At 65.2% G+C, this 21,256-nt stretch carries 23 protein-coding genes and 1 tRNA gene; 11 read left to right on the forward strand and 13 right to left on the reverse strand.

Features of this window, described 5'->3' with window-relative positions; all coding sequences use genetic code 11:
- Positions 1-19 precede the first annotated feature (19 nt).
- Positions 20-403 (reverse strand): DUF202 domain-containing protein, encoded by a 384-nt coding sequence (locus tag BDW41_RS03530; RefSeq protein WP_074546680.1) that lies wholly within the window; start codon positions 401-403, stop codon positions 20-22.
- 135 nt (positions 404-538) lie between these two features.
- On the opposite strand from BDW41_RS03530, the gene BDW41_RS03535 reads away from it, so the two are divergent.
- The 3 genes from BDW41_RS03535 to cycA all read left to right on the forward strand — a co-directional run bounded on the left by BDW41_RS03535 (position 539) and on the right by cycA (position 3,393).
- Positions 539-1,078 carry a DUF2058 domain-containing protein gene (locus BDW41_RS03535; protein ID WP_074546681.1) on the forward strand — a complete coding sequence of 180 codons (540 nt, stop codon included), beginning with the start codon at positions 539-541 and terminating at the stop codon, positions 1,076-1,078.
- Positions 1,079-1,175: 97 nt separating this feature from the next.
- Positions 1,176-1,904: a 2OG-Fe(II) oxygenase gene (locus BDW41_RS03540; protein WP_074546682.1), complete on the forward strand. Its 729-nt coding sequence runs from the start codon at positions 1,176-1,178 to the stop codon at positions 1,902-1,904.
- Between the two features lie 76 nt (positions 1,905-1,980).
- On the forward strand, positions 1,981-3,393 hold the full coding sequence (gene cycA / locus BDW41_RS03545) for a D-serine/D-alanine/glycine transporter (protein ID WP_074546683.1): 1,413 nt from the start codon (positions 1,981-1,983) through the stop codon (positions 3,391-3,393).
- A 363-nt stretch (positions 3,394-3,756) separates the two neighbouring features.
- Here cycA and BDW41_RS03550 read toward each other — a convergent pair.
- The 4 genes from BDW41_RS03550 to BDW41_RS03565 form a co-directional block, all read right to left on the reverse strand.
- A tRNA-Gly gene (locus BDW41_RS03550) sits at positions 3,757-3,832 on the reverse strand.
- Between the two features lie 60 nt (positions 3,833-3,892).
- Complete coding sequence (pgsA, locus tag BDW41_RS03555) at positions 3,893-4,501, reverse strand: CDP-diacylglycerol--glycerol-3-phosphate 3-phosphatidyltransferase (protein WP_074546684.1); 609 nt, start codon at positions 4,499-4,501, stop codon at positions 3,893-3,895.
- A 129-nt stretch (positions 4,502-4,630) separates the two neighbouring features.
- Positions 4,631-6,457 carry an excinuclease ABC subunit UvrC gene (uvrC, locus tag BDW41_RS03560; protein ID WP_074546685.1) on the reverse strand — a complete coding sequence of 609 codons (1,827 nt, stop codon included), beginning with the start codon at positions 6,455-6,457 and terminating at the stop codon, positions 4,631-4,633.
- A 17-nt stretch (positions 6,458-6,474) separates the two neighbouring features.
- The gene (locus tag BDW41_RS03565) at positions 6,475-6,948 is read right to left on the reverse strand and encodes a low molecular weight protein-tyrosine-phosphatase (protein WP_074546686.1); all 474 of its coding nucleotides are present in this window, start codon (positions 6,946-6,948) and stop codon (positions 6,475-6,477) included.
- A gap of 190 nt (positions 6,949-7,138) precedes the next feature.
- On the opposite strand from BDW41_RS03565, the gene BDW41_RS23315 reads away from it, so the two are divergent.
- Together BDW41_RS23315 and BDW41_RS23500 are read left to right on the forward strand one after the other, a co-directional pair.
- Complete coding sequence (locus BDW41_RS23315) at positions 7,139-7,558, forward strand: energy transducer TonB (protein ID WP_074546687.1); 420 nt, start codon at positions 7,139-7,141, stop codon at positions 7,556-7,558.
- A gap of 64 nt (positions 7,559-7,622) precedes the next feature.
- A complete protein-coding gene (locus BDW41_RS23500) occupies positions 7,623-7,781 on the forward strand; it encodes a hypothetical protein (RefSeq protein ID WP_199535267.1) in 159 nt (52 codons plus the stop codon).
- Between the two features lie 4 nt (positions 7,782-7,785).
- On the opposite strand, the gene kdsB is transcribed toward BDW41_RS23500, so the two are convergent.
- From kdsB to BDW41_RS03595, 5 genes are all read right to left on the reverse strand, one after another.
- Positions 7,786-8,559 (reverse strand): 3-deoxy-manno-octulosonate cytidylyltransferase, encoded by a 774-nt coding sequence (gene kdsB / locus BDW41_RS03575; RefSeq protein ID WP_074546688.1) that lies wholly within the window; start codon positions 8,557-8,559, stop codon positions 7,786-7,788.
- Positions 8,560-8,637: 78 nt separating this feature from the next.
- A complete protein-coding gene (aroA, locus tag BDW41_RS03580) occupies positions 8,638-9,942 on the reverse strand; it encodes a 3-phosphoshikimate 1-carboxyvinyltransferase (RefSeq protein WP_074546689.1) in 1,305 nt (434 codons plus the stop codon).
- A gap of 42 nt (positions 9,943-9,984) precedes the next feature.
- Positions 9,985-11,073 (reverse strand): prephenate dehydratase, encoded by a 1,089-nt coding sequence (pheA, locus tag BDW41_RS03585; RefSeq protein WP_074546963.1) that lies wholly within the window; start codon positions 11,071-11,073, stop codon positions 9,985-9,987.
- A gap of 78 nt (positions 11,074-11,151) precedes the next feature.
- Positions 11,152-12,237, reverse strand: a complete 1,086-nt coding sequence (gene serC, locus BDW41_RS03590; RefSeq protein WP_074546690.1) for a 3-phosphoserine/phosphohydroxythreonine transaminase — start codon at positions 12,235-12,237, stop codon at positions 11,152-11,154.
- A 99-nt stretch (positions 12,238-12,336) separates the two neighbouring features.
- Positions 12,337-13,104, reverse strand: a complete 768-nt coding sequence (locus tag BDW41_RS03595) for an FHA domain-containing protein (RefSeq protein ID WP_074546691.1) — start codon at positions 13,102-13,104, stop codon at positions 12,337-12,339.
- Between the two features lie 205 nt (positions 13,105-13,309).
- On the opposite strand from BDW41_RS03595, the gene BDW41_RS03600 reads away from it, so the two are divergent.
- The 6 genes from BDW41_RS03600 (at position 13,310) to BDW41_RS03625 (ending at position 18,759) form a co-directional block, all read left to right on the forward strand.
- Positions 13,310-13,585 carry a polyhydroxyalkanoic acid system family protein gene (locus BDW41_RS03600; protein ID WP_074546692.1) on the forward strand — a complete coding sequence of 92 codons (276 nt, stop codon included), beginning with the start codon at positions 13,310-13,312 and terminating at the stop codon, positions 13,583-13,585.
- Positions 13,586-13,728: 143 nt separating this feature from the next.
- Positions 13,729-13,947: a translation initiation factor IF-1 gene (gene infA, locus BDW41_RS03605; RefSeq protein WP_019466733.1), complete on the forward strand. Its 219-nt coding sequence runs from the start codon at positions 13,729-13,731 to the stop codon at positions 13,945-13,947.
- A 287-nt stretch (positions 13,948-14,234) separates the two neighbouring features.
- Positions 14,235-15,434, forward strand: coding sequence for a site-specific integrase (locus BDW41_RS03610; protein WP_074546693.1), 1,200 nt, complete (start codon positions 14,235-14,237; stop codon positions 15,432-15,434).
- Positions 15,431-16,495 (forward strand): PDDEXK nuclease domain-containing protein, encoded by a 1,065-nt coding sequence (locus BDW41_RS03615; RefSeq protein ID WP_074546694.1) that lies wholly within the window; start codon positions 15,431-15,433, stop codon positions 16,493-16,495. The genes BDW41_RS03610 and BDW41_RS03615 overlap by 4 nt, the downstream gene beginning before the upstream one ends.
- Positions 16,496-16,826: 331 nt before the next feature.
- Complete coding sequence (locus BDW41_RS03620) at positions 16,827-17,222, forward strand: ATPase (protein ID WP_074546695.1); 396 nt, start codon at positions 16,827-16,829, stop codon at positions 17,220-17,222.
- Positions 17,223-17,418: 196 nt separating this feature from the next.
- Positions 17,419-18,759 carry an ISL3-like element ISStma11 family transposase gene (locus BDW41_RS03625; protein ID WP_019183731.1) on the forward strand — a complete coding sequence of 447 codons (1,341 nt, stop codon included), beginning with the start codon at positions 17,419-17,421 and terminating at the stop codon, positions 18,757-18,759.
- Positions 18,760-18,841: 82 nt separating this feature from the next.
- Here the strand turns inward: BDW41_RS03625 and merA are convergent, their stop codons facing one another.
- From merA to merT, 3 genes are read right to left on the reverse strand one after another with little or no spacing between them, the layout of a single operon-like run.
- Positions 18,842-20,536 (reverse strand): mercury(II) reductase, encoded by a 1,695-nt coding sequence (gene merA, locus BDW41_RS03630; RefSeq protein ID WP_074546696.1) that lies wholly within the window; start codon positions 20,534-20,536, stop codon positions 18,842-18,844.
- Positions 20,537-20,546: 10 nt separating this feature from the next.
- Positions 20,547-20,825 (reverse strand): mercury resistance system periplasmic binding protein MerP, encoded by a 279-nt coding sequence (merP, locus tag BDW41_RS03635; RefSeq protein WP_012480190.1) that lies wholly within the window; start codon positions 20,823-20,825, stop codon positions 20,547-20,549.
- 12 nt (positions 20,826-20,837) lie between these two features.
- Positions 20,838-21,188, reverse strand: a complete 351-nt coding sequence (gene merT, locus BDW41_RS03640) for a mercuric ion transporter MerT (RefSeq protein ID WP_019183730.1) — start codon at positions 21,186-21,188, stop codon at positions 20,838-20,840.
- Positions 21,189-21,256 lie beyond the last annotated feature (68 nt).

A 21,256-nucleotide genomic window follows, 5' to 3' on the forward strand; every position in this document is an offset into this window, starting at 1 on the left:
GGTATTGATGCCTCCTGCATCAACTCAACGCCGCGATCTGCCTCGCCACATACCCCGTAAGGAAAATCGCCATCAACACCAGCAATACAGCCATCGCCCGCGCCACCCACGAATCGCCATACATCGCGGGCGTCGCCGACTCGATGGCGCGCCGGTTGCGATAGAAGCGCAGCGTGGCGCCCACGATCATCAGCGCGCCCACCAGCAGCAGGCCCAGGCCCAGCCATTGCGAGGCGCGCGTGCGGAGCCCCTCGGCCACGTGTTCGGAGGCTCGCGTGGTGAACAGCAGGAAGATGTCGAAACGCTCCAGTAGAAAGCCGAACGCCATCACCGAAATCGCGGTGCGCACCCAGGCCAGGTAGGTACGCTCGTTGGCGGAATGATCGGAGAAGTTCGGTATCACGGCCTGTCCTTTCCTGCGGGCGCCCGCGCCCTGCCGTGGTCATGATGCCACGCGCGGTCTCGCCGGCGCTGAGCGGGCTCGGAGGCCAACGCGGAACGGCGCTACAATCGCCAGTCACGCTTTACGGACCTTTCCATGCGCAACCCTCTGCAGGAACAACTACTCAAGGCCGGTCTCGCCAAGAAGGGCAAGGTCGACCAGATCGCGCGCGAGCAGGCCAAGCAGCGCCAGGGCAAGGGCGCGACGCCAGACAGCGCGGAGAAGATCGACGCCCAGCGACTGCAGGCCGAAAAGGCCGAGCGTGACCGCGCCCTGGCCGCCGAGCGCAACGCGCAGGCACAGGCGCGCGAAATCGCCGCACAAGTGCGCCAGATCATCGACGCCAACAAGGTCAAGCGCGAAGGCGAGATCAGCTACCGCTTCACCGATGGGGACAAGATCCACAGCATGCTGGTGAATGACACCCTGCGCACGCAGTTGGCCAAGGGCATCCTGGTACTCGTGCGCTCGGGCGATGGCTACGAACTGCTGCCACGTGGCGCTGCCGACAAGATCCGCGAGCGCGACGCGACGCTGATCGTGCTGGATCACGGCAAGGCCACGGACAGCAAGCCGGCCAGCGAGGACGACGAGTTCTACAGCCAGTTCAAGGTGCCGGACGACCTGATCTGGTAATCGCCTGCTCGAGCCGTTACGCAATGCGGCGCAAGAATCGGATGGCTTCGTCCGTATGCGTTGGGCATGCTGATCGTGTGTATACCCTGGCCTTCGCATGATCACGACATCCACCACGCATCCGCTCGATCAACGCCTGCATGACTGCGACTGGCTCGCGGTTGCCGAGCAATTGAACGCCTCGGGCAACGCCGTGCTCCCCGGCTTGCTGGAACCCGATGCGTGCGTCGCGATATCGGCGCTGTACGCGCAGGAGCAAGGTTTCCGCAGCCGCGTGGTGATGACCCGGCATGGCTTCGGACGCGGCGAGTACAAGTACTTTGCCTATCCGCTCCCTGCACTCGTGCAACGGCTGCGCACGCGGATCTATCCGCACCTTGCGGTCGTAGCGAACGCGTGGAATGCGCAATTGGGCATCGACGCCCGCTTTCCCGACTCGCTCGACATCTTCCTCGCCCGCTGCCATGCCGCGGAGCAGCGGCGCCCCACTCCGCTGCTGCTGCGCTACGGCCCCGGCGACTACAACTGCCTGCACCAGGATCTGTACGGCGAGCACGTATTTCCGCTGCAGGTGGCCATCTTGCTTTCCGAACCCGGACGCGATTTCAGCGGCGGCGAATTCGTGTTGACCGAGCAACGCCCGCGCATGCAGTCGCGCATCGAAGTGGTTCCGTTGCGCCAGGGCGACGCGGTGATCTTCGCAGTCAACCAACGGCCCGTCCACGGCACGCGCGGCACCTACCGCGTGGCGATGCGGCACGGTGTCAGCCGGGTCCGCGAGGGGCAGCGCCATACGCTGGGCGTGATTTTCCACGACGCGCAGTAGCCCTCGCGGGTTAGCCCGGTCGCGAAATCATTTAGGATGGCCCCTTCGCCACGCCTCCGAGGGGACCGGACCGCCGATGCAGAACCACGAGACCGCCGTTGCCGCGCAAGGCAGCGAGCACCACCTGCAGCGCAACCTGCGCAACCGCCACCTACAGCTGATCGCCATTGGCGGCGCCATCGGCACCGGCCTGTTCATGGGCTCGGGCAAGACCATCAGCCTGGCGGGCCCCTCCGTGATCTTCGCCTACGCCATCATCGGCAGCGTGCTGTTCTTCATGATGCGCGCGATGGGCGAGCTGCTGCTGTCCAACCTGCACTACAAGTCGTTCGTCGATTTCAACTACGACCTGCTGGGCCCCTGCGCCGGCTTCTTCACCGGCTGGACCTACTGGTTCTGCTGGGTAGTCACCGGCATCGCAGACGTGGCGGCCATCACGGGCTATATCCAGTTCTGGGCGCCGCACGTTCCACTGTGGCTGCCCGGCGCGGTATGCATCGGGCTGTTGCTCAGCCTGAACCTGCTGACGGTGAAACTGTTCGGCGAAATGGAGTTCTGGTTCGCGCTGGTCAAGATCATCGCCATCGTGGCGCTCATCGCCATCGGCATCGTACTGATCGCCATCGGCTTCACCTCGCCCTCGGGCGCCAAGGCCGCGGTCTCCAACCTGTGGACCCACGGCGGCTGGTTCCCGCATGGCGGCAGCGGATTCATGGCGGCGTTCCAGATCGCGGTATTCGCCTTCGTCGGCATCGAGCTGGTCGGCACCGCGTCGGCCGAGGCGCGCGATCCGGAAAGGACGCTGCCCAAGGCCATCAACTCCATCCCGATCCGCGTGATCGTGTTCTACGTGCTCGCCCTGCTGGTGATCATGACGGTGACGCCCTGGAACCAGGTGGCGCCGGACCGCAGCCCCTTCGTCAACCTGTTCATGCTGATCGGCATTCCGATTGCCGCCAGCCTGATCAATTTCGTGGTGCTCACCTCGGCCACCTCGTCGGCCAACAGCGGCATCTATTCGACAGGACGCATGCTCTACGGCCTTTCCGCCGGCAAGCTCGGGCCGCGTCCGTTCGCCAAGCTCAGCAACGCCAACGTGCCGGCCAACGGCCTGGCCTACTCCTGCGCACTGCTCTTCATCGGCGTCTTCCTGCTCTACCAGGAAGGCGACGTCATGAAGGTCTTCACCATCGTCACCACCATTTCCAGCATCTGCTTCATCTTCGTGTGGTCGCTGATCATGATCGCCTACATGCGCTACCGGAAACTGCACCCGGAGCGCCATGCCGCATCGATCTTCAAGATGCCCGGCGGCGTGCTCATGTGCTGGCTGGTACTGGCCTTCTTCGCCTTCGTGCTATGGGTGTTCGCGCAGAAGGAAGACACCTTGCAGGGCCTGATCTATACGCCCGTGTGGTTCGTGTGCCTGGGCATCTGTTATCCGTTCTACCGGAAGCAGGCCATCGAGCATCGCAAGCTCACCCACTGACACAGGAGCCAGCGTGCGGATTCACGCAGCCCGCACGCTGGCGCCTGATGTACCAGATGCAAAACGCGAGGATCGCAGCCACCAACGGTCCATTCACGGCAAATTGCAGCACCAGTATCAGCTTGAGTTTGGGATCGGCCTGCCACCGCGCGGGATCAGTGGGCCACTCTGCGCGCCGGTACAGCCAGGGCGGGGCTTTCGAGGACGGCTGCCATGGGACGATCTCCTTTCGTAAGCGGGTTCGGAGAGTCCCTCGGCGCATCGAAAACCTTACATGGCTTCGGTGCCTTTCTTTCAGGCAACAAAAAAGCAGCCATCAAAGCTGCTTCTTTGGTGGACCGCGATGCTTCGATCCATCGAATGTGGAGCGGGAAACGAGACTCGAACTCGCGACCCCGACCTTGGCAAGGTCGTGCTCTACCAACTGAGCTATTCCCGCATCGGAGTCGCGCATTGTAATGGGTAATGCGCGGCCGTCAAGCACCTGTCACAAAGAAGTTCAGTCTTCGCCGCGGGGCAGCGGGCGGCCCGTCCCGTCACCCTGCAGGCTAGGCCAGGCGGCTCGCAGGTAGTACAGGCCCGACCAGATGGTGAGTATGCCGGCGATGACCAGCAGGCCCTCGCCGATGTGGTACAGGCGCAGCGCCTCGGCGCTCTTTTCGTGCTGCACGATCAGCACCACCAGGGCCACCATCTGCATGGCCGTCTTCAGCTTGCCGATGAAGGCCACCCTGACCGTCGAGCGCATGCCGATCTCGGCCATCCATTCACGCAGGGCCGAGACGCTGATCTCGCGTCCCACGATGATCGCCGCCGTCACCGCCATCAGGATGCCCGGCCAGCCGCCGCGGTGGGTCTCCACCAGCAGGAACAGGGTGACCGCCACCATCAGCTTGTCGGCCACCGGATCCAGAAAGGCCCCGAACGCCGAGGTGAGGTTCATGCGCCGGGCCAGGTAGCCGTCCAGCCAGTCCGTGATGGCGGCCAGCAGGAACACGATGGCTGCAGTGATGTTGTGGCCCGGAAACTGCCAATAGAACACCACCACCATGACCGGCAACAGCAGCACGCGGAACAGGGTCAGCCAGGTGGGCAGGTTGATGCGCATAAATCCTTTCCGGGTCGAAGCAGTCAGCAGGGTGAATCGGCCATCATCGAATCGGCTGTTGCCCTGCCCTCGATCATGCGTGATTTCGGCTTTCGCCGGAATGACATGCCGCGTGCGCGTGCGCGCCGGTCAGCCATGGAGTGCAGCATAAATGCGTTCGGCCAGCCCGCGATCAATGCCTTTCACGCGGGTCAGCTCTTCCACGCCCGCCGCCTCCACGCCGGCCAGGCCGCCAAAGGCCTTTAGCAAAGCCGACCGGCGACGCGCGCCGACGCCCTGGACGTCCTCGAGCACGCTGCGTTCACGCGCCTTCTCGCGGCGCTTGCGGTGCCCGGTGATGGCGAAGCGATGCGCCTCGTCGCGCACGGCCGCCACCAGGTGCAGGGCCGGCGATGCCGGACCGGGATGCAGGTTGCGGCCGGAATCGGCCAGCACCAGCGTTTCCTCACCCGCACGGCGGCCCGGCCCCTTCGCCACGCCGACCACGTGGATGCCCGTCACGCCAAGCTCCCGCAGCACGTCCAGCGCCTGGGCCACCTGCCCGCCGCCGCCGTCGATCAGCAGCACGTCGGGCTTGGCGCCTTCGCCCTCGGCGACCTTGCGGAAGCGCCGGACCAGGGCCTGGTGCATGGCCGCGTAGTCATCGCCCGGCGTGATGCCGGTGATGTTGAAACGGCGGTAGTGCGACTTCTCCGGCCCCTCCGGCCCGAACACCACGCACGACGCCACCGTCAGTTCGCCCTGCGTATGGCTGATGTCGAAACACTCGATGCGGCGCGGCGGCTCGCTCAATTCCAGCAGCTTCTGCAGATCGTCGAAGCGCGCGCCCAGCGTCTGGCGGCTGGCCAGCTTGGCGGTGAGCGAAGCCTGGGCATTGCGTTCCGCCATCTGCAGGAAGCGCGCACGCTCGCCGCGCACGCTCGATTTCAGCTCGACCGCGTGACCGGATTGCTGCGCCAGCATCTCGCCCAGGATCTGCTGGCTCGGCAACGTCTCGCCAAGAATCAGTTCGCGCGGCACCGGGCGGTCGAGGTAGTACTGCGCGATGAACTGTTCCAGCACGTCGGCGGGCTCGGCATCCAGCGGCAGGCGTGGGAAAAAGTCGCGCGTACCCAGGCTGATGCCGTTGCGGAAGAACAGCACGCTCACGCAGGCCAGGCCCGCTTCGATGCGGCAGGCCAGCACGTCCATGTCGGCGCTGGCGCCCTGCACGTGATGTTCCGCCTGCAGTTTGCGCAAGGCCGCCACCTGGTCGCGCAGCGAGGCCGCGCGTTCGAACTCCAGTGATTTGCTGGCCTGCTCCATCTGGCTGGCCAGCTCGTCGATCACCGCGCTGCTGCGCCCTTCGAGGAACATCTCCGCGTGGCGCACGTCGTTGCGGTAGTCGTCCACCGTGATGAGCTGCACGCACGGCGCGGTGCACCGGCCGATCTGGTGCTGCAGGCACGGGCGCGAGCGGTTCCTGAAATAGCTGTCCTCGCACTGGCGGACCTTGAACAGCTTCTGCATCAGGTTGAGGCTTTCGCGCACGGCGAAGGTGCTGGGGTACGGTCCGAAATAGCGCCCGGGCATGTTGCGCGCGCCGCGGTGGAAGGCCAGCCGCGGATAATCCTCGCCGCCCGACAGATAGATGTACGGGTAGCTTTTGTCATCGCGCAGCAGGATGTTGTAGCGCGGCTTGAGCGACTTGATCAGCTGCGATTCCAGCAGCAGCGCCTCGCCCTCGGTGCGCGTCACCGTGATCTCGGCGCGCGCGATCTGCGACACCATCGCCGCGATGCGCGGCTCCATGCGCGGCTTGAGGAAATAGCTGCCGACGCGCTTCTTCAGGTTGCCGGCCTTGCCGACGTACAGCAGGTCGCCTTCCTCGTCGAAATAACGATAGACGCCGGGCGAGGTGGTGAGGGTCTTTACGAAAGCCTTGCCATCGAAGGCCTGCGGCGGAGTGGACTGCATCACGCCATTCTATCCGTTCACTGGCGCCGCAGGCGCGCGATCAGGCCATCCACGCCCTGCTCCGCCAGCCTCACGGCGTCACGGAAGCCGTGCTCGGTGCCGAAGTACGGATCGGGAAATTCATCCAGGCCCGTCACGCCGGCCCAGGGCAGGAACAGGGTGGCTTGCGCGCCGCGCCCGCGCCGCAGTTGCTCAAGGGCCTCCAGGTTGTCGCGGTCCATGGCCAGCACCCAGTCGAACTGCTCGAAATCGGAAGGCTGTACCTGGCGCGCCCGATGGGGCGAAAGGTCGTACCCCGCATCGGCCGCGGCTCGCACCATGCGCGGGTCCGCGCCCTTGCCCACGTGCCAGCGCCCCGTGCCGCAGGAGGCCAGCGTCAACGTCAGGCCCGCCGCGGCCCCGCGCTGGCGCGCCACGGCCTCCACCAGCGGGGAACGGCATATGTTTCCCAGGCAGACGAACAAGATCGACGGATTTTCGCTGGCATTCATCGGAGGCAAGGTCTCTTTCGGAGCCGGACAGGAGCGCAGGGTCGGCACGGCGCCGCACCCGTGCGGAGGCCAGTCCAACGTTATGGCTGCACGCGGGCGCGCTATCAAGCCCCGACCGTGTGCCGTAGGACACGATTGTTGCGATACGCGCGGCCCGACTATGCTTGGGCGGCTAACAGGGAGGAAGGACGTGAAGAGCAAGCTGATGACGACAGCGGCCTGCGTTGCCGCAATCATCCTGAGCCAGTCCGCCATCGCGGACACCGAGGCGCAGAACGCAGCCGCGCCGGCGGCCGCCTCGACCGCTGCCAGCCATGCCGACAGCGCATCCGCCGACCAGCCGGCCAGCGTCGACGACGACAAGCCGCAGCCTCAGCCGCGCTATTCCGCCGCCATGAAGAACGCCGGCGCCTCGGGCACGGTGGTGGTGATGGTGCAGGTCGGTGCCGACGGCAAGGCCAAGTCGTTTCACGTGATGATGTCCTCCGGCGCCAAGGCGCTGGACGATGAGGCCATCCGCACCGTGAAGGGCTGGTCGTACAAGCCCGCCATCAAGCAGGGCGTGCCGGCCGAGGGCTACGTGCAGGTCCCGATCACCTTCAACAAGTAATCCGCTTCGCCTTGGCCTGACACGCTCAGCCGCCAACGCGCAGCGAGGGAATCCGCCACCGACCATGGGCTGCCTGCCGCTTCCCATCCTGTTCGTGCTCGGCTTCTTTATCGGCCGCGCCGTCGCCGGCACCAACGGCGCCCTGTGGGGCGCCGGCATCGGGCTGGTGGTTGGACTGGCGCTTGGCGGCCTGTTCGTGATGCTGGTGCGCCGCCGGCGCTGACTGCTCAGCGCGCGGCCAGCCAGCGCTCCGCGCGCTCCAGGTCGGCCTCGGTATCGATGCCCGGCGGAAACGGTTCCGGCGTCAGTCGGGCGGCGATGGGAAATCCGTGCTCGAGCACGCGCAGCTGCTCCAGCGATTCGGCCTGTTCCAGCGGCGTGCGCTCCAGCGTCGTATAGCGCTTCAGGAAGCCCGCGCGGTAGGCATAGATGCCAATATGGCGCAGGAACGGCACGTTCGGCGGCAATACGTGCCTATCGAGCGCAAAGGCATCGCGCGCCCACGGCGCCGGCGCACGGCTGAAATACAGCGCGCGTCCCGTGGCCGAACGCACCAGCTTGACCACGTTCGGATCGAACAGCTCGTGGGCCTCGGTGATGGGCGTGGCCAGCGTGGCCATCGGCGCGTCGTCCTCGGCCAACGCCCGTGCCACTTCGCGTATGCCAGCGGCCGGGGCGAAGGGCTCATCGCCCTGAAGATTCACCACGATGGCGTCGTCGACCCAACCATAGTGCTCGGCGCACTCGGCCAGGCGATCGCTGCCGGAGGCATGGTCGCTGCGCGTCATGCACACATCTACGCCCTGCCCCTGCAAGGCATCGGCAATGCGCTGGTCGTCCACGGCGACCACCACCTGCGCGGCGCCAGCATCCAGCGCCCGCTGCGCCACGCGCACCACCATCGGCACGCCCGCGATCGCGCGCAGGGGCTTGGCCGGCAGGCGCGTGGAGCCGTAACGGGCGGGAATGGCGACGATGAAGGAAGGCGTGGCGACGGACATGATGACCTCGGGATGGAGCCGCAAGCGTAGCGGCTCATCCGTCGGCGGGCGAGTAGCGTCGCGCGCCCTTGCGTATCGTCAGAGCGTGCGCAGGTCGAAGCCGCAACCGTTCGCCAGTTCCCGGAAACCCGGAAACGACGTGGCGACGTTGCCGCAGTCGTTGATCCGCACCGGGCCGTCCGCGATCAAACCAGCGGCCGCAAAACTCATGGCGATGCGGTGATCGCCGTGGCTTTCGATGGTGCCGCCGCCCAGCCGGCCGCCTTCGATGGTCGCGCCGTCCGGCACTTCGTCGATGGTGGCGCCCAAGGCGCGCAGCCCTGCCGCCATGGTGGCCAGGCGATCCGATTCCTTCACGCGCAGTTCGGCCGCGCCACGCACCACGGTTTTGCCCGTTGCGGCGGTGGCCGCCACGAACAGCGCGGGGAATTCGTCGATCATGTCCGGCACGAGCGCTTCGGGCAGTTCGATACCGTGCAATGGCGCATGCCGCACCACCAGGTCACCCACCGGCTCGCCGCCGCTCTCGCGCTCGTTCTCCACGCGGATGTCCGCGCCCATCAGGCGTAGAGCCTGCAGCAGTCCCGTGCGGCGCGGATTGAGGCCTACGGCCGGCAGGCGCAGCTCGGAGCCGGGCACGATGCTGCCGGCCACCAGGAAGAACGCCGCCGAGGAGAAATCCGCCGGCACGTCCACGTCGGTGGCGCGCAGCGTGTGCCCACCCGTGAGCCGTGCGCGACCGGGAGCGAAGTCGATGGGCCAGCCGAAGGCCGCCAGCATGCGCTCGGTGTAGTCGCGCGTCGGATGGGGCTCGATCACTTCCGTCGCCCCCTGCGCGTACAGCCCGGCAAGCAGCAAGGCCGATTTCACCTGGGCACTGGCCACCGGCAAGGTGTAGGCAATGCCACTGAGCGACTGGCCGCCATGAATGCGCAGCGGCGGAAGCCCTTCCTGCGTGTCGATCTTCGCGCCCATGCGGGCGAGCGGATCGGTGACGCGGCGCATCGGGCGGCGGGACAGCGATTCGTCGCCCACCAGTGTGCTGTCGAATGCCTGCCCCGCCAGCAGCCCGGCCAGCAGGCGCATGCCGGTGCCGGCGTTGCCGCAATCCAGCAGCGCCGTGGTGCCACGCAGGCCATGCAGGCCCACGCCATGCACCACGCGTTCGCCATCGGCCGGCGCATCGATGCGCACGCCCAGCTGTTGCAGCACCGCGGCGGTCGCGCGCGTGTCTTCGCCCTCGAGGAAACCGCGGATATGGGACGTTCCTTCCGCCAGCGCGCCGAGCATCAGCGCGCGGTGCGATACGGATTTGTCGCCGGGCACGCGCACGCTGCCTTTCAGCGCACGGGCGTGATGACTGGTCCAGTCGAGTCGGGTCACGGAAATTTCTCCATGGGCCGCCGAGCAGCGGCCCGGCAGATATCAGGGCAGCGCCACCGGGTAGGAGCCGAGCACGCGCACCTGCGCGGCGGCTTCGCCCATTTCCTTCATGGCGGCCTGCATCGGCTCGTCGTTGATGTGGCCGGACACGTCGATGAAGAACGCGTACTGCCACTTGCCCGAGTGGGCCGGACGGGATTCGATGCGGTTGAGGCTGATGCCATGCTCGGCGAACGGTTTGAGCACGTGATACAGCGCGCCCGGCTTGTCGTTCACCGTGATGAGCAGGGACGTGCGGTCATTGCCCGACGGCGGAAACAGCGAGCGGCCGATGACCAGGAAGCGCGTGGTGTTGTCCGCGCGATCCTCGATGGCCTGCGCCACGGTCTTGAGGCCATACACGCGACCGGCCGTTTCGCCGGCGATGGCGGCCACGTCATCCGCATGGCGTGCCAGCCGCGCGGCCTCCGCATTGCTGCTCACCGCCACGCATTCCACGCCCGGCAGGTTGATCCGCAGCCAGGTCTTGCACTGCTGCAGCGACTGCGCGTGCGCATACACACGCTTGATGCCTTCCAGCTTGCCGTTCAGCGAATGCAGGCACTGGTGCACGCGCAATTCCACTTCGCCGCAGATGGTGGCGTCGGAGGTGAGGAACATGTCCAGCGTCACCTGGATCATGCCCTGCCCGGAATTCTCCACCGGCACCACGCCGAAATCGGCATGACCCGCCGCCACTTCCTGGAACACTTCCTCGATGCTGCCCAGCGGCAGGCCATAAGCGGCGTGGCCGAAGTGCTTGCGCACCGCCTGCTCGCTGAAGGTACCTTCGGGGCCAAGGAAGCCCACCTTGAGGGGATCTTCCTGCGCCAGACACGAGGACATGATTTCGCGGAACAGCCGCACCATCTCCACGTCGGACAGCGGCCCGTGGTTGCGATCCACCACCATGCGCAGCACGTGCGCTTCGCGCTCCGGCCGGTAATAGTCGATGGCCGAGAGCCCTTCGCCCTTGACGCGTGCCACTTCCTGCGCCCAACCGGCACGTTCGGAAATCAGCTGCTGGATCTGCTGGTCGATGCTGTCGATGCGCTCGCGCACGTCGGAAAGCGAGGATTTCTTGTCGGTCATGTCGTGCGGCTTGGAGGGAAAGAAGTCCAAATGGGGAACCAGGGACTATCCCCGATACCCCACCACCGTGCAACGGTTTCATCCGTGACGTTTGGCAAAATCCTGCATGAAGCTCACCAGCGCCTGCACCGCTTCCAGCGGCACCGCGTTGTAGATCGACGCACGCATGCCGCCGATCGCCTTGTGCCCCTTGAGCGCGAGCAGGCCGGCGGCTTCCGACTCCTTGAGGAAGTCCGCGTCCAGCGCGCTGTCGTGCAAGGTGAAGGGCACATTCATGCGCGAGCGCGACGCGTGTTCGATCGGGTTGCGGTAGTAGCCGGCGGAGCCGTCGATGGCGTCGTACAGCAGCGCCGCCTTCGCCGCGTTGCGCTCGCGCATCGCCGCCAGCCCGCCCTGCTCCTTGAGCCACTGGAAGGTCAAGCCCGCCAGATACCAGCCCCAGGTGTTGGGCGTGTTGAGCATGGAATCGTTCGCCGCGTGGTCGGCGTAACGGAAGATGCGCGCCATCGGGCGCGTGGCGCGCTCGAGCAGGTCGCGGCGAACGATCAGGATCACCAGGCCCGACGGGCCGATGTTCTTCTGCGCGCCGGCGTAGATCAGGCCGAATTTCGATACGTCGATCGGGCCGGAGAGGATGTCCGAGGACATGTCCGCCACCAGGGGCACGTCGCCGACCTGCGGAATGTCATGGAACTCCACGCCGTGGATGGTCTCGTTCGGCGTGTAATGCACGTAGGCCGCGCGCGGATCGAGCTGCCAGGTATCGCGCGGTGGCAGGCGCAGGTAGTTTTCGCCCTTGCTGCTCGCGGCCACGTTCACCTTGACGTACGGCGCCGCTTCGCTGGCGGCCTTCTCGCCCCAATGGCCGGTGACGACGTAATCGGCGCTGTCGCCCTCGCCCGCCAGGTTCATCGGGATCTGCGCGAAATGCTGGGTGGCGCCGCCCTGCAGGAACAGCACGGCGTAGTTCTCGGGAATCGCCAGCAGCTCGCGCAGATCGGCCTCGGCCTGCTGCGCCAGCCCCATGAACAGCTTGCCGCGATGGGAAAGCTCCATTACCGAGGCACCGCAACCTTGCCAGTCCAGCAGCTCGCGCTGGGCGCGTTCGAGTACCGGTTGCGGCAGCGCGGCCGGGCCGGCGCTGAAATTCCAGAGTCTGCTCACTGACGACGCCTTTGGCAGGAAGATCGCCGCATTATGCCGCGTCGCAGCAACGCAAGGTCAACCAAGGAGCGAAGGTCGGTAAATCGCCCGCGGGACGCCTCAGAAACGCACCAGCAAAGCCACCGCGATGCCCAGCGCCAACACCGCCGCCGTGGCGATCAGCCACCAGACTTCGCCGCGCGGGCCGGCGTCCTCTTCGGGCAAGTGCTGTCGTTCGGGCTCGGGCGGCGCGATTTCCGGTTCGGGCTCCAGCCCCGGTGCGTCGACCACGAAACGATGCATGCCCAGGCCAATCTGGTCGCCCGGCCGCAAGGCCGCCTGGGTGACGGGTACGCCGTTCACGCGCAACGGATAACGCGCCGATTGCTGCCCCGCTTCCAGCATCAGCTGGCCGTCGCGCCAGAACACCGCCAGCGACGCGGTTTCGCCCTGCGGCAATTCCAGCGGAATACGACCGTGCGGGCCCAGTTCCAGCTTCTCCTGCAGCGACAGGACGCGGCCGGAAAGCGGCCCCGCCACCGCGCGCAAGGCCACGGTGCAGCGGCCTTCGGCGGGCACCGTAACAGGCAGGTTGTGCGCGGGCTCTTCATCCGCGCGCAGCAGCATGCGGCAATCGCCAACGCTGAGGATGTCGCCCGCGCGCAGCAACGCCTTCTCACGCACCGGGCGCGCGTTGACGTAGATGCGATTGCCTTGCGGAAGCACCTGCAGCACCCAGCCACGGCGGTCCAGTTGGATGCGCAAGTGGTAGGCACCGGCCTGATGCGCGGCCAGGATCAAGTCGTTGTCCGGAGCACTGCCGACGCGCAACGCAGGGCCGTCCCAGTGGAAATCCTCGCGGGGCGAATTGGGAAACTCGATGCGCATCAGTGAACCAGTCGATGGACGGCCGGGACTCTAGCAGATGCCTGCGCCATTAATTAAGGATGCTCTGATCCATTCCGCGCGAACGGCCTGGATCAGCGCCGCTGAAGCGCCTGATTCAGGCCACCAGCGCGGGGATGGACGACAGTCAGCCTACGGTCCGCCTTCTGGCATACCATGGCCGTCTTGTATCCGGAGAAACCCGCCCATGCCCAAGATCGACATCCGCCGTCCGCACCAGCTTTCCGTGGCCGAGGCCCGCGCGGTGGTCGACAAGGTGGCGGCCCGCATGCAAGAGAAGTTCGGCATGGAAGGGCAATGGCAGGGCGATACCCTGCGCTTTGCCCGTCCCGGCGTGAACGGCAGCATTGCCGTCGGCAGCGACGCCATCCAGGTCACGGCCGAACTGGGCATGATGCTGGCGCCGCTGAAGGGCATGGTCGAGCAGGAGATCCGTCGCAAGCTCGACGAGCACTTCGGCTGAGGCCGCACGGTTCGTCCCCTCCGGCGGCTTTGATATCAACGGGTTGGGACGCTCCCTGAACTGAACAGAGCATCCCGCGAACTTCCGTGGCATAATCGTCGGCTTACGCGGCCACGACGGCTGCCCTGCCCCCACCGGAACGCATGGCCAAAGACGACGTCATCGAAATGGAAGGCACGGTCCAGGAGACCCTGCCCAACACCATGTTCCGCGTGCAGCTGGAAAACGGCCACGTCATTACGGCCCATATTTCCGGCCGCATGCGCAAGCACTACATCCGCATCCTCACCGGCGACAAGGTGAAGGTGGAGATGACCCCCTACGACCTGACCAAGGGTCGCATCACCTACCGCATGAAGTAATTCCGCTTAACTTGCGCCCCACTCAGGGCGAGGAAAGCAGCCGCCGGTAGCCGCTCGCCGAGTGAGCCCATGGCGGACGACGAAAAGGCTGCGCCATGCGTGGCCTTTTTTGTTTCACGATGACTCCAGCACCGAACTTCGCTGGACTACGACCTGGCTCGCTGTGGCAGGTTTATCAAGGACTTAGGTCAGTCCATCCTATGCCGGTGCTTTCAGCAACTTGACCCGGCTTCCGCCCGCGTGACTCCCACGTGGCACCTGGAAACCGGGGTGCCGGAGGAGTCAGCATGGCAAAGATCAAACTCACCAAGAGCGCCGTCGATGCGGCGCAGCCCCGAGCGCAGGCGGTTGAACTGCGAGATACCGCCGTGCCGGGTTTCCTCTGCAAGATTACTCCAGCGGGTCGCAAGGTGTTCATGCTCCAGTACCGTACGAACGCCGGCCAGCGTCGCAAGCCCGCCCTGGGACTGTTCGGCGAACTAACCGTCGAGCAGGCCCGCGTCATGGCGCAGGACTGGCTGGCCGAAGTACGCCGGGGCGGCGATCCCGGCGCGGCCAAGACCGCCGCCCGCAAGGCACCGACCATGAAGGAGTATTGCCACACCTTCATGGAGGACTACTCCAAGCAACGCAACAAGCCAACCACCCAGCGCGGCTACTGGGGCGTCATCAACCGCAACATCATCCCTATCATGGGCCGGATGAAGGTGCAGGACGTAAAGCGTCCCGACATCGCGGCACTGATGAAAAAACTGGCCTACAAGCCGGCCGAAGCCAACCGCACCTTCGGAGTGCTGCGCAAGATGTTCAACATGGCAGAGGTATGGGGCCTGCGACCGGATGGCACCAACCCGTGCCGGCACGTTCCGATGTACCCACCTGGCAAGGAAACCCGGCTCATCGTGGACGACGAGCTGGTACTGATCTTCCGCCACTTGGAGAAGCTGGAGGCGGAAGGGCTCGAAAACTATGTCATCCCGCTGGCGATCCGCCTGCAATTCGAGTTCGCCGCGCGACGTTCCGAAATCTGCCCGCTCGAATGGGACTGGCTGGATTTCGAGAAGCGGCGCGTGGTGTGGCCCGACAGCAAGACCGGCGGCATTTCCAAGCCCATGAGCGCGGAAGCCTATCGGCTGCTTTCGACAGCGCCGCGTCGGGAAGGCTGTCCTTACGTTCTGCCATCGCCCAACGACCCGAGCAAGCACCTGACCTTTGGCGAGCATTACAGCGGCTGGAAGCGCGTGCTCAAGGCCGCCGGTGTGCCACATGTCGGCACGCACGGCATCCGCCATCGCTCGACGACCGACATTGCCAATTCTGGCGTGCCGACCAAGGTAGGCATGAAGCTGACGGGCCACAAAACCGTGGCGATGTTCATGCACTACGTTCACACCGAGGACAAGCCGGTGCGCGATGCGGCCGAGCTGGTGGCGAGCCGGCGCCAAGCCATTACGGGCGCTCGCCAGCTGGCCGAGGGGGCGGCATGAACGGGCGCCGGTCATCCGTGGCATCGTCCGCAGTGCCGTCGGCATTGCTGAGTGACATTCGGACACTGATCGAGGCGGCGCGGCAGCGCGCCGCTTCGACGGTGAATAGCGAGTTGACGATGCTCTACTGGCGCATCGGCCAGCGCATCCACACGCAAGTCTTGGAGGGCCGGCGGGCCGACTACGGCGAGGAAGTCGTGTTGACCTTGGCGGCGCAGTTGGTGAAGGAATACGGCAGCAGTTTCGGGGTCAAGAACCTGCGCCGTATGGTGCAGTTCGCCGCCACCTTTCCCGACGAGCAGATTGTCGTATCACTGATACGACAATTGAGCTGGACGCATTTCATCGCCCTCATCCCGCTGAAAGACCCGCTCCAGCGGGACTACTACGCGCAGATGGCAGGCGCCGAACGCTGGAGCGTGCGGACGCTGCGCGAGCGCATCGACTCGATGCTATACGAACGCACGGCCCTATCCAAGAAGCCGGGCGAGACGATCGCGAAGGAGCTGGCCACGATGCGCGATGCGCAGCGCATGTCGCCCGCCCTGGTCATGCGCGACCCGTACATCCTCGACTTCCTGGGATTGCGGGACACCTGGCAGGAAGGCGATCTGGAGGCGGCGATCATCCGCGAAATGGAGTCGTTCTTGCTGGAGCTGGGCGCCGGTTTCAGCTTCGTGGCCCGACAGAAGCGCATCCAGATCGACGACGATGATTTCCACCTTGACCTGCTGTTTTACAACCGCAAGCTGCGGCGGCTGGTAGCGGTGGAGTTGAAGATCGGAGACTTCAAGGCCGCCTACAAGGGGCAGATGGAGCTTTACCTGCGCTGGCTCGACAAGTACGAACGGGAGCCGGAGGAAGCTTCGCCGCTGGGGATCATCCTTTGCACCGGCAAGAAGCGCGAGCAGATCGAGTTGCTGGAATTGGACAAGTCCGGCATCCATGTCGCCGAATACCTGACCAGCTTGCCGCCGCGCGCCGTGTTGGTGGAGCGACTGCAGCAAGCTACCCATCGAGCGCAATTGCGGATCGAGCAGCGCAGGAAGGACAAAGAGTAGTTCCATTCAAAGCATTCGTGCGTCCCGGCGTTCCGCCGTCGGGCTCGCGGGCTTCGCCCCGCGCCTCGTGCCGAGTCGCGGCCATCCGGCTTTGATCCCTGACGCCTTCGGCCCTCGCGGGCCTGCGCGCTCCACTTGCACTGCGGATTGTCGGGCGGAGTGTGGGGCGGTCTTGCTGTTCCCTTCACCGTATCACGGCGTTCTCGCCGTCAAGGGCTGCGCGCGTATAGCGCGCTGGCGTCCTGGCGGCCGGCTTTGCCCCCTGACTGCTTGCGCTGCGCCGTGCTGGCGACGGTTCCGGGCAATTCCGCCCGTGCAACCGGAGATCGTCATGAACGACAAATCGCACGTTTCCCTTGAACAACACGTTTGCCTTGTCTGCGGCGTTCGCTTCGACACCGGCGCCATCCTGCTGGATCGCCGCCTGCGCGCGAGCATGGAGCACCACACGGCCACCGGCTGGGGCCTGTGCGCCGAACACCAGAAGCTGTCCGACGATGGCTTTGTCGCACTCATCGAATGCGATCCGCAGCGCAGCGGCTCGCCGGCGGGCGGTGCGAACGTAAAGCCCGAACAGGCATATCGCACGGGTCGCCTGGCGCACCTGAAACGCGAGGTGTTCGCTCGCGTGTTCAACTTGCCGATCGCAGCCAACCAGCCGTGCGTGTTCGTCGAACCCGGCGTCATTGAGCAGTTGCAGTCGATGGTTGCACCGGCGGCGAACTGATCGCACGCCGACAACCCGGCGCATCGTCCTTCGGGGCGACGCGCCTTTCTTTTGGGTATCCGGAATCTGGTGTGGGTTCTGGCTCCTTGGGTCTTTGTAGCTATCACTTTCAAAGAATGGATTTTGGTGTTGGACGGCTGAGCGGATGTGCTAGAGTAAAAGTCGGATTTCAGTGTGGGTTCGCCCAAGGTGCTGAGTGACGGACTTTCTCCAGCTGCGAAGCCTGAAGACGCTTGAAATCCTGACCAGCGAGGACAGTTACGTCGTCAAGGCCGAAGGCGTCAATCAGTGGGTGACCTGCCCGCTGTGCAAGACCGGACGCCTGCATGGTCACGGCTCACAGGAACAGTCGTTTCAGGACACACCGACGCACGGCAAACCCGTCGTGATCTTCATCCAGCGCCGTCGCTATCGCTGTACAAGCTGCACCAAGACCTTGTTTGAGCCTGTGGCGGACCTTGATGGAAAACGCCAAGCCACGGCGCGTCTGGTGCGTTATATCCGCGACCAGTCCTTCTCCAAGACCTTTGCGGCCCTTGCCCGGGAAGTAGCCGTGGACGAAAAGACGGTCCGCCACGTCTTCGACGATTTCATCGAGGAGGTCGAGGCCAAGACCCAGTTCCGGACGCCGCGGGTGCTGGGTATCGACGAGCTCAAGATCATCGGCCAGTACCGGGCCATGATCACCAACGTCGAGCGCAAGACCGTGTTCGATATCCGCCCCAGCCGGGCCAAAGCCGAGTTGATGCCCTATTTCCGCGACCTGCGGGACAAGGACTCGGTCGAGTGGGTGGCGATGGACATGTACCACGTTTATCGGCAGGTGGTGCGCGCCACGCTGCCACAGGCCCGGATCGTGGTCGATCGATTCCATATCCAGCGCATGGCGAACGACGCGCTGGAGAAGCTGCGCAAGCGCATTCGCAAGGATTTGTCCACCCGGCAGCGCCTCAAACTCAAGGACGAGCGGTTCCTGCTGCTCAAGCGGCAGCACGACCTGACAGGGAGAGATATGGACCGGATGCGGGAATGGTTCCAACAGTTCCCGCTCCTAAGCGAAGCCCACGCGCTCAAGGAAGGATTTCTGTCGATCTGGGATCAGAAGACCCGCCCAGCAGCAGAAGCCGCCTGCGCGAAGTGGCAGGCCAATATTCCGACCGAATTGGCGGCCACGTTCAAGGACCTGACCACCGCCGTGCACAACTGGCACGACGAAATCTTCGCCTACTTCGAGCAGCCGATTACCAATGCCTATACTGAGTCAGTCAACCGAGTGGCCAAAGACATGAACCGCATGGGCAGGGGTTACAGCTTCGAGGTGCTTCGGGCGCGCATGCTCTACGACAAGAAGGCGCGCAAGGATGGCTCGGTTATCGAAACCGTGTTGGTCGATGACGACGACCCAATGACCACGGACTTCGTGTTCCAGCGGATGACCACGGCGGCAACGCGCAAGAAGAAGATCACGCGCGTGGTCGAGTACGGCCCCTATCTCCCGACGCTGGCGCGGCTACTCGAAGAGGGGTATTTCGAATAGTCCTCAGCCCATTGTGCAAGAGGCGGCGCTTCAGCCTGAATTTGTGATTCAGCCGATGAAGCATAGGTAAGAGGCCCAGCCACTACCCCGCGCAACAGGACAGTTGCTTTACGTCCTTGGTGAAGGTTTGTGCCGCGAGTTTCAGCCCCTCGACCATCGTCAGGTAGGGGAATAACTGGTCGGCCAACTCTCGCACCGTCATGCGGTTGCGAATCGCCAGTACTGCGGTTTGGATCAGCTCGCCTGCTTCCGGGGCTACCGCTTGCACGCCGATCAGTCGTCCCGAACCGGCCTCCGAAACCAGCTTGATGAAACCGCGCGTGTCGAAGTTGACCAGCGCCCGGGGCACGTTGTCGAGCGTCAGCGTGCGGCTGTCGGTCTCGATACCGTCGTGGTGCGCTTCGGCTTCGCTGTAGCCCACGGTGGCGATCTGCGGGTCGGTGAACACCACCGCCGGCATCGCCGTCAGATCCAGCGTCGCGTTGCCACCCGTCATGTTGATTGCAGCGCGGGTGCCGGCCGCCGCCGCGACGTAGACGAACTGCGGCTGGTCAGTGCAGTCGCCGGCGGCATAGATGTGCGGCACGGTAGTGCGCATCGCGTGGTCGATGGTGATGGCGCCTTGCGCATTGACCACCACACCGGCCGCGTCGAGGTTGAGCGTGCGGGTGTTTGGGGTGCGGCCGGTGGCGAACAACAGCCGGTCGGCATGCAGTTCGCCGCGTTCGGTGGTGAGCACGAATTCCCCATCCTCATAGGCGACCTGGCTGGCCTGGGTGTGGTCCAGCACTTCGATGCCTTCGGCGCGGAACACGGCCGTGATGGCCTCGCCAATGGCGGGGTCTTCGCGAAAGAACAGTGTGCTGCGCGCCAGCATGGTCACCTTGCTGCCCAGCCGGGCAAAGGCCTGCGCGAGTTCGACGGCCACCACCGACGAGCCGATCACGGCCAGCCGATCGGGGATCGTGTCGCTGGCCAGCGCTTCGGTCGACGTCCAGAAGGGCGTGTCTTTCAAGCCCGGGATCGGTGGAATCGCCGGACTGGCCCCGGTGGCGATGAGGCAGCGGTCGAAACTCACCTCGCGCATCCCGTCGTCAGCGGTTGCCACGGTCAGCGTGTGCGCATCCTTGAATCGGGCATCGCCGCGCAGCACGGTGATGGTCGGGGTGCTCGTCAGGATGCCTTCGTACTTGGCGTGGCGCAGTTCATCGACGCGCCCCTGCTGCTGAGCCAGCAAGCGCTTACGCAGAATCTTCGGCGAGGCGGCGGCAATGCCGTCATCGAACGGACTCTCGCGACGCAGATGCGCAATGTGGGCAGCGCGGATCATGATCTTGGACGGCACACATCCGACGTTGACGCAGGTGCCGCCGAGAGTGCTGCGCTCGATCAGCGTCACACGCGCCCCTTGCTCGACGGCCTTCAACGCCGCCGCCATCGCCGCGCCGCCGCTGCCGATCACGGCCACGTGCAGTGCAGCCTCATCGTCCTCGCGCTTTGGTTCGCCGCCCAGCCGCTCTTGTGCATTGTTCAGCAGGTCGCTGGGTTGCCCCGGCGCATCGGCAAGCTGCGCTCGGTAACCGAGTGCGGATACCGCCGCGACCAGCGAGGTCACGTCCGCGGCGGTACCTACGCTGGCCTCAATCTCGGCCCGGCGCTGTGGGTAGGACACTGAGGCCGAACGCACGCCGGGCACCTTTTCCAAGGTCTGCTTGACGTGCTCGGCGCACGACCCGCAGGTCATGCCATCGATGTGCAGCGTGATCGCCTCGGTCATGAGCGTGTGCTCACTTCTTGACGGTAGACGGGTAGCCGGCGTTCTCGGTGGCTTTGGTCAACGCGGCCGGAGTGGTCTTGGCATCGTCGTAGGTTACCACCGCCTCCTTGGGCTCCCAGGTCACCTTGGCCTCGATGACGCCTTCGACCTTGGTCAGCGCCTTCTTGACCGTGATCGGACAGGTGGCGCAGGTCATGCTCGGCACCGACAGCGTGACGGTTTTGGTGGCGGCCCAGGCGGGAGCGCTGAGGGCAACGGTCAGAGCGAGCAATGCGACGAGTTTCTTCATGGCAATCTCCTTTCAGTAGAACAGGGGCATGAGGTAGGGGAACACGAGCGCGATCAGCACCAGGGCGGTGACGATCCAGAAGATCACCTTGTAGGCCGTCCGCACCTGGGGCACGGCGCATGCGTCGTCCGGCGCGCAGGCGCGAGCCGGCCGGAAGATGCGACGCCACGCGAAGAACAGCGCCACGAGCGCCACGCCAATGAAGATCGGCCGGTACGGTTCCAGCGCGGTCAAGTTGCCGATCCAGGCGCCGGAGAAACCCAGCGTGATCAGCACCAGCGGACCGAGGCAGCAGGTCGAGGCGAGGATGGCGGCGAGGCCACCGGCGGCCAGTGCACCGCGGCCGTTGCTGGGGTCTGCCATGTGAGGGATCTCCTTCCGAGACGTTGCGTGATGCGCTAAGGTTACTTCCGTAGTCAAGTACGGAGTCA

The organism is Dyella sp. AtDHG13 (assembly GCF_003201105.1).
GTDB lineage: Bacteria > Pseudomonadota > Gammaproteobacteria > Xanthomonadales > Rhodanobacteraceae > Dyella > Dyella jiangningensis_B.

Bases quoted from the DNA above. Each gene is read 5' to 3' on its own strand.
- merP (WP_012480190.1), bottom strand. From the start codon at position 20,825: ATGAAGAAACTCGTCGCATTGCTCGCTCTGACCGTTGCCCTCAGCGCT.
- infA (WP_019466733.1), top strand. From the start codon at position 13,729: ATGGCCAAAGACGACGTCATCGAAATGGAAGGCACGGTCCAGGAGACC.
- pgsA (WP_074546684.1), bottom strand. From the start codon at position 4,501: ATGCGCATCAACCTGCCCACCTGGCTGACCCTGTTCCGCGTGCTGCTG.
- BDW41_RS03540 (WP_074546682.1), top strand. From the start codon at position 1,176: ATGATCACGACATCCACCACGCATCCGCTCGATCAACGCCTGCATGAC.
- BDW41_RS03565 (WP_074546686.1), bottom strand. From the start codon at position 6,948: ATGAATGCCAGCGAAAATCCGTCGATCTTGTTCGTCTGCCTGGGAAAC.
- uvrC (WP_074546685.1), bottom strand. From the start codon at position 6,457: ATGCAGTCCACTCCGCCGCAGGCCTTCGATGGCAAGGCTTTCGTAAAG.
- BDW41_RS03615 (WP_074546694.1), top strand. From the start codon at position 15,431: ATGAACGGGCGCCGGTCATCCGTGGCATCGTCCGCAGTGCCGTCGGCA.
- merA (WP_074546696.1), bottom strand. From the start codon at position 20,536: ATGACCGAGGCGATCACGCTGCACATCGATGGCATGACCTGCGGGTCG.
- cycA (WP_074546683.1), top strand. From the start codon at position 1,981: ATGCAGAACCACGAGACCGCCGTTGCCGCGCAAGGCAGCGAGCACCAC.
- kdsB (WP_074546688.1), bottom strand. From the start codon at position 8,559: ATGTCCGTCGCCACGCCTTCCTTCATCGTCGCCATTCCCGCCCGTTAC.
- BDW41_RS23500 (WP_199535267.1), top strand. From the start codon at position 7,623: ATGGGCTGCCTGCCGCTTCCCATCCTGTTCGTGCTCGGCTTCTTTATC.
- BDW41_RS03595 (WP_074546691.1), bottom strand. From the start codon at position 13,104: ATGCGCATCGAGTTTCCCAATTCGCCCCGCGAGGATTTCCACTGGGAC.
- pheA (WP_074546963.1), bottom strand. From the start codon at position 11,073: ATGACCGACAAGAAATCCTCGCTTTCCGACGTGCGCGAGCGCATCGAC.
- BDW41_RS03610 (WP_074546693.1), top strand. From the start codon at position 14,235: ATGGCAAAGATCAAACTCACCAAGAGCGCCGTCGATGCGGCGCAGCCC.
- BDW41_RS03600 (WP_074546692.1), top strand. From the start codon at position 13,310: ATGCCCAAGATCGACATCCGCCGTCCGCACCAGCTTTCCGTGGCCGAG.
- BDW41_RS03620 (WP_074546695.1), top strand. From the start codon at position 16,827: ATGAACGACAAATCGCACGTTTCCCTTGAACAACACGTTTGCCTTGTC.
- merT (WP_019183730.1), bottom strand. From the start codon at position 21,188: ATGGCAGACCCCAGCAACGGCCGCGGTGCACTGGCCGCCGGTGGCCTC.
- BDW41_RS03535 (WP_074546681.1), top strand. From the start codon at position 539: ATGCGCAACCCTCTGCAGGAACAACTACTCAAGGCCGGTCTCGCCAAG.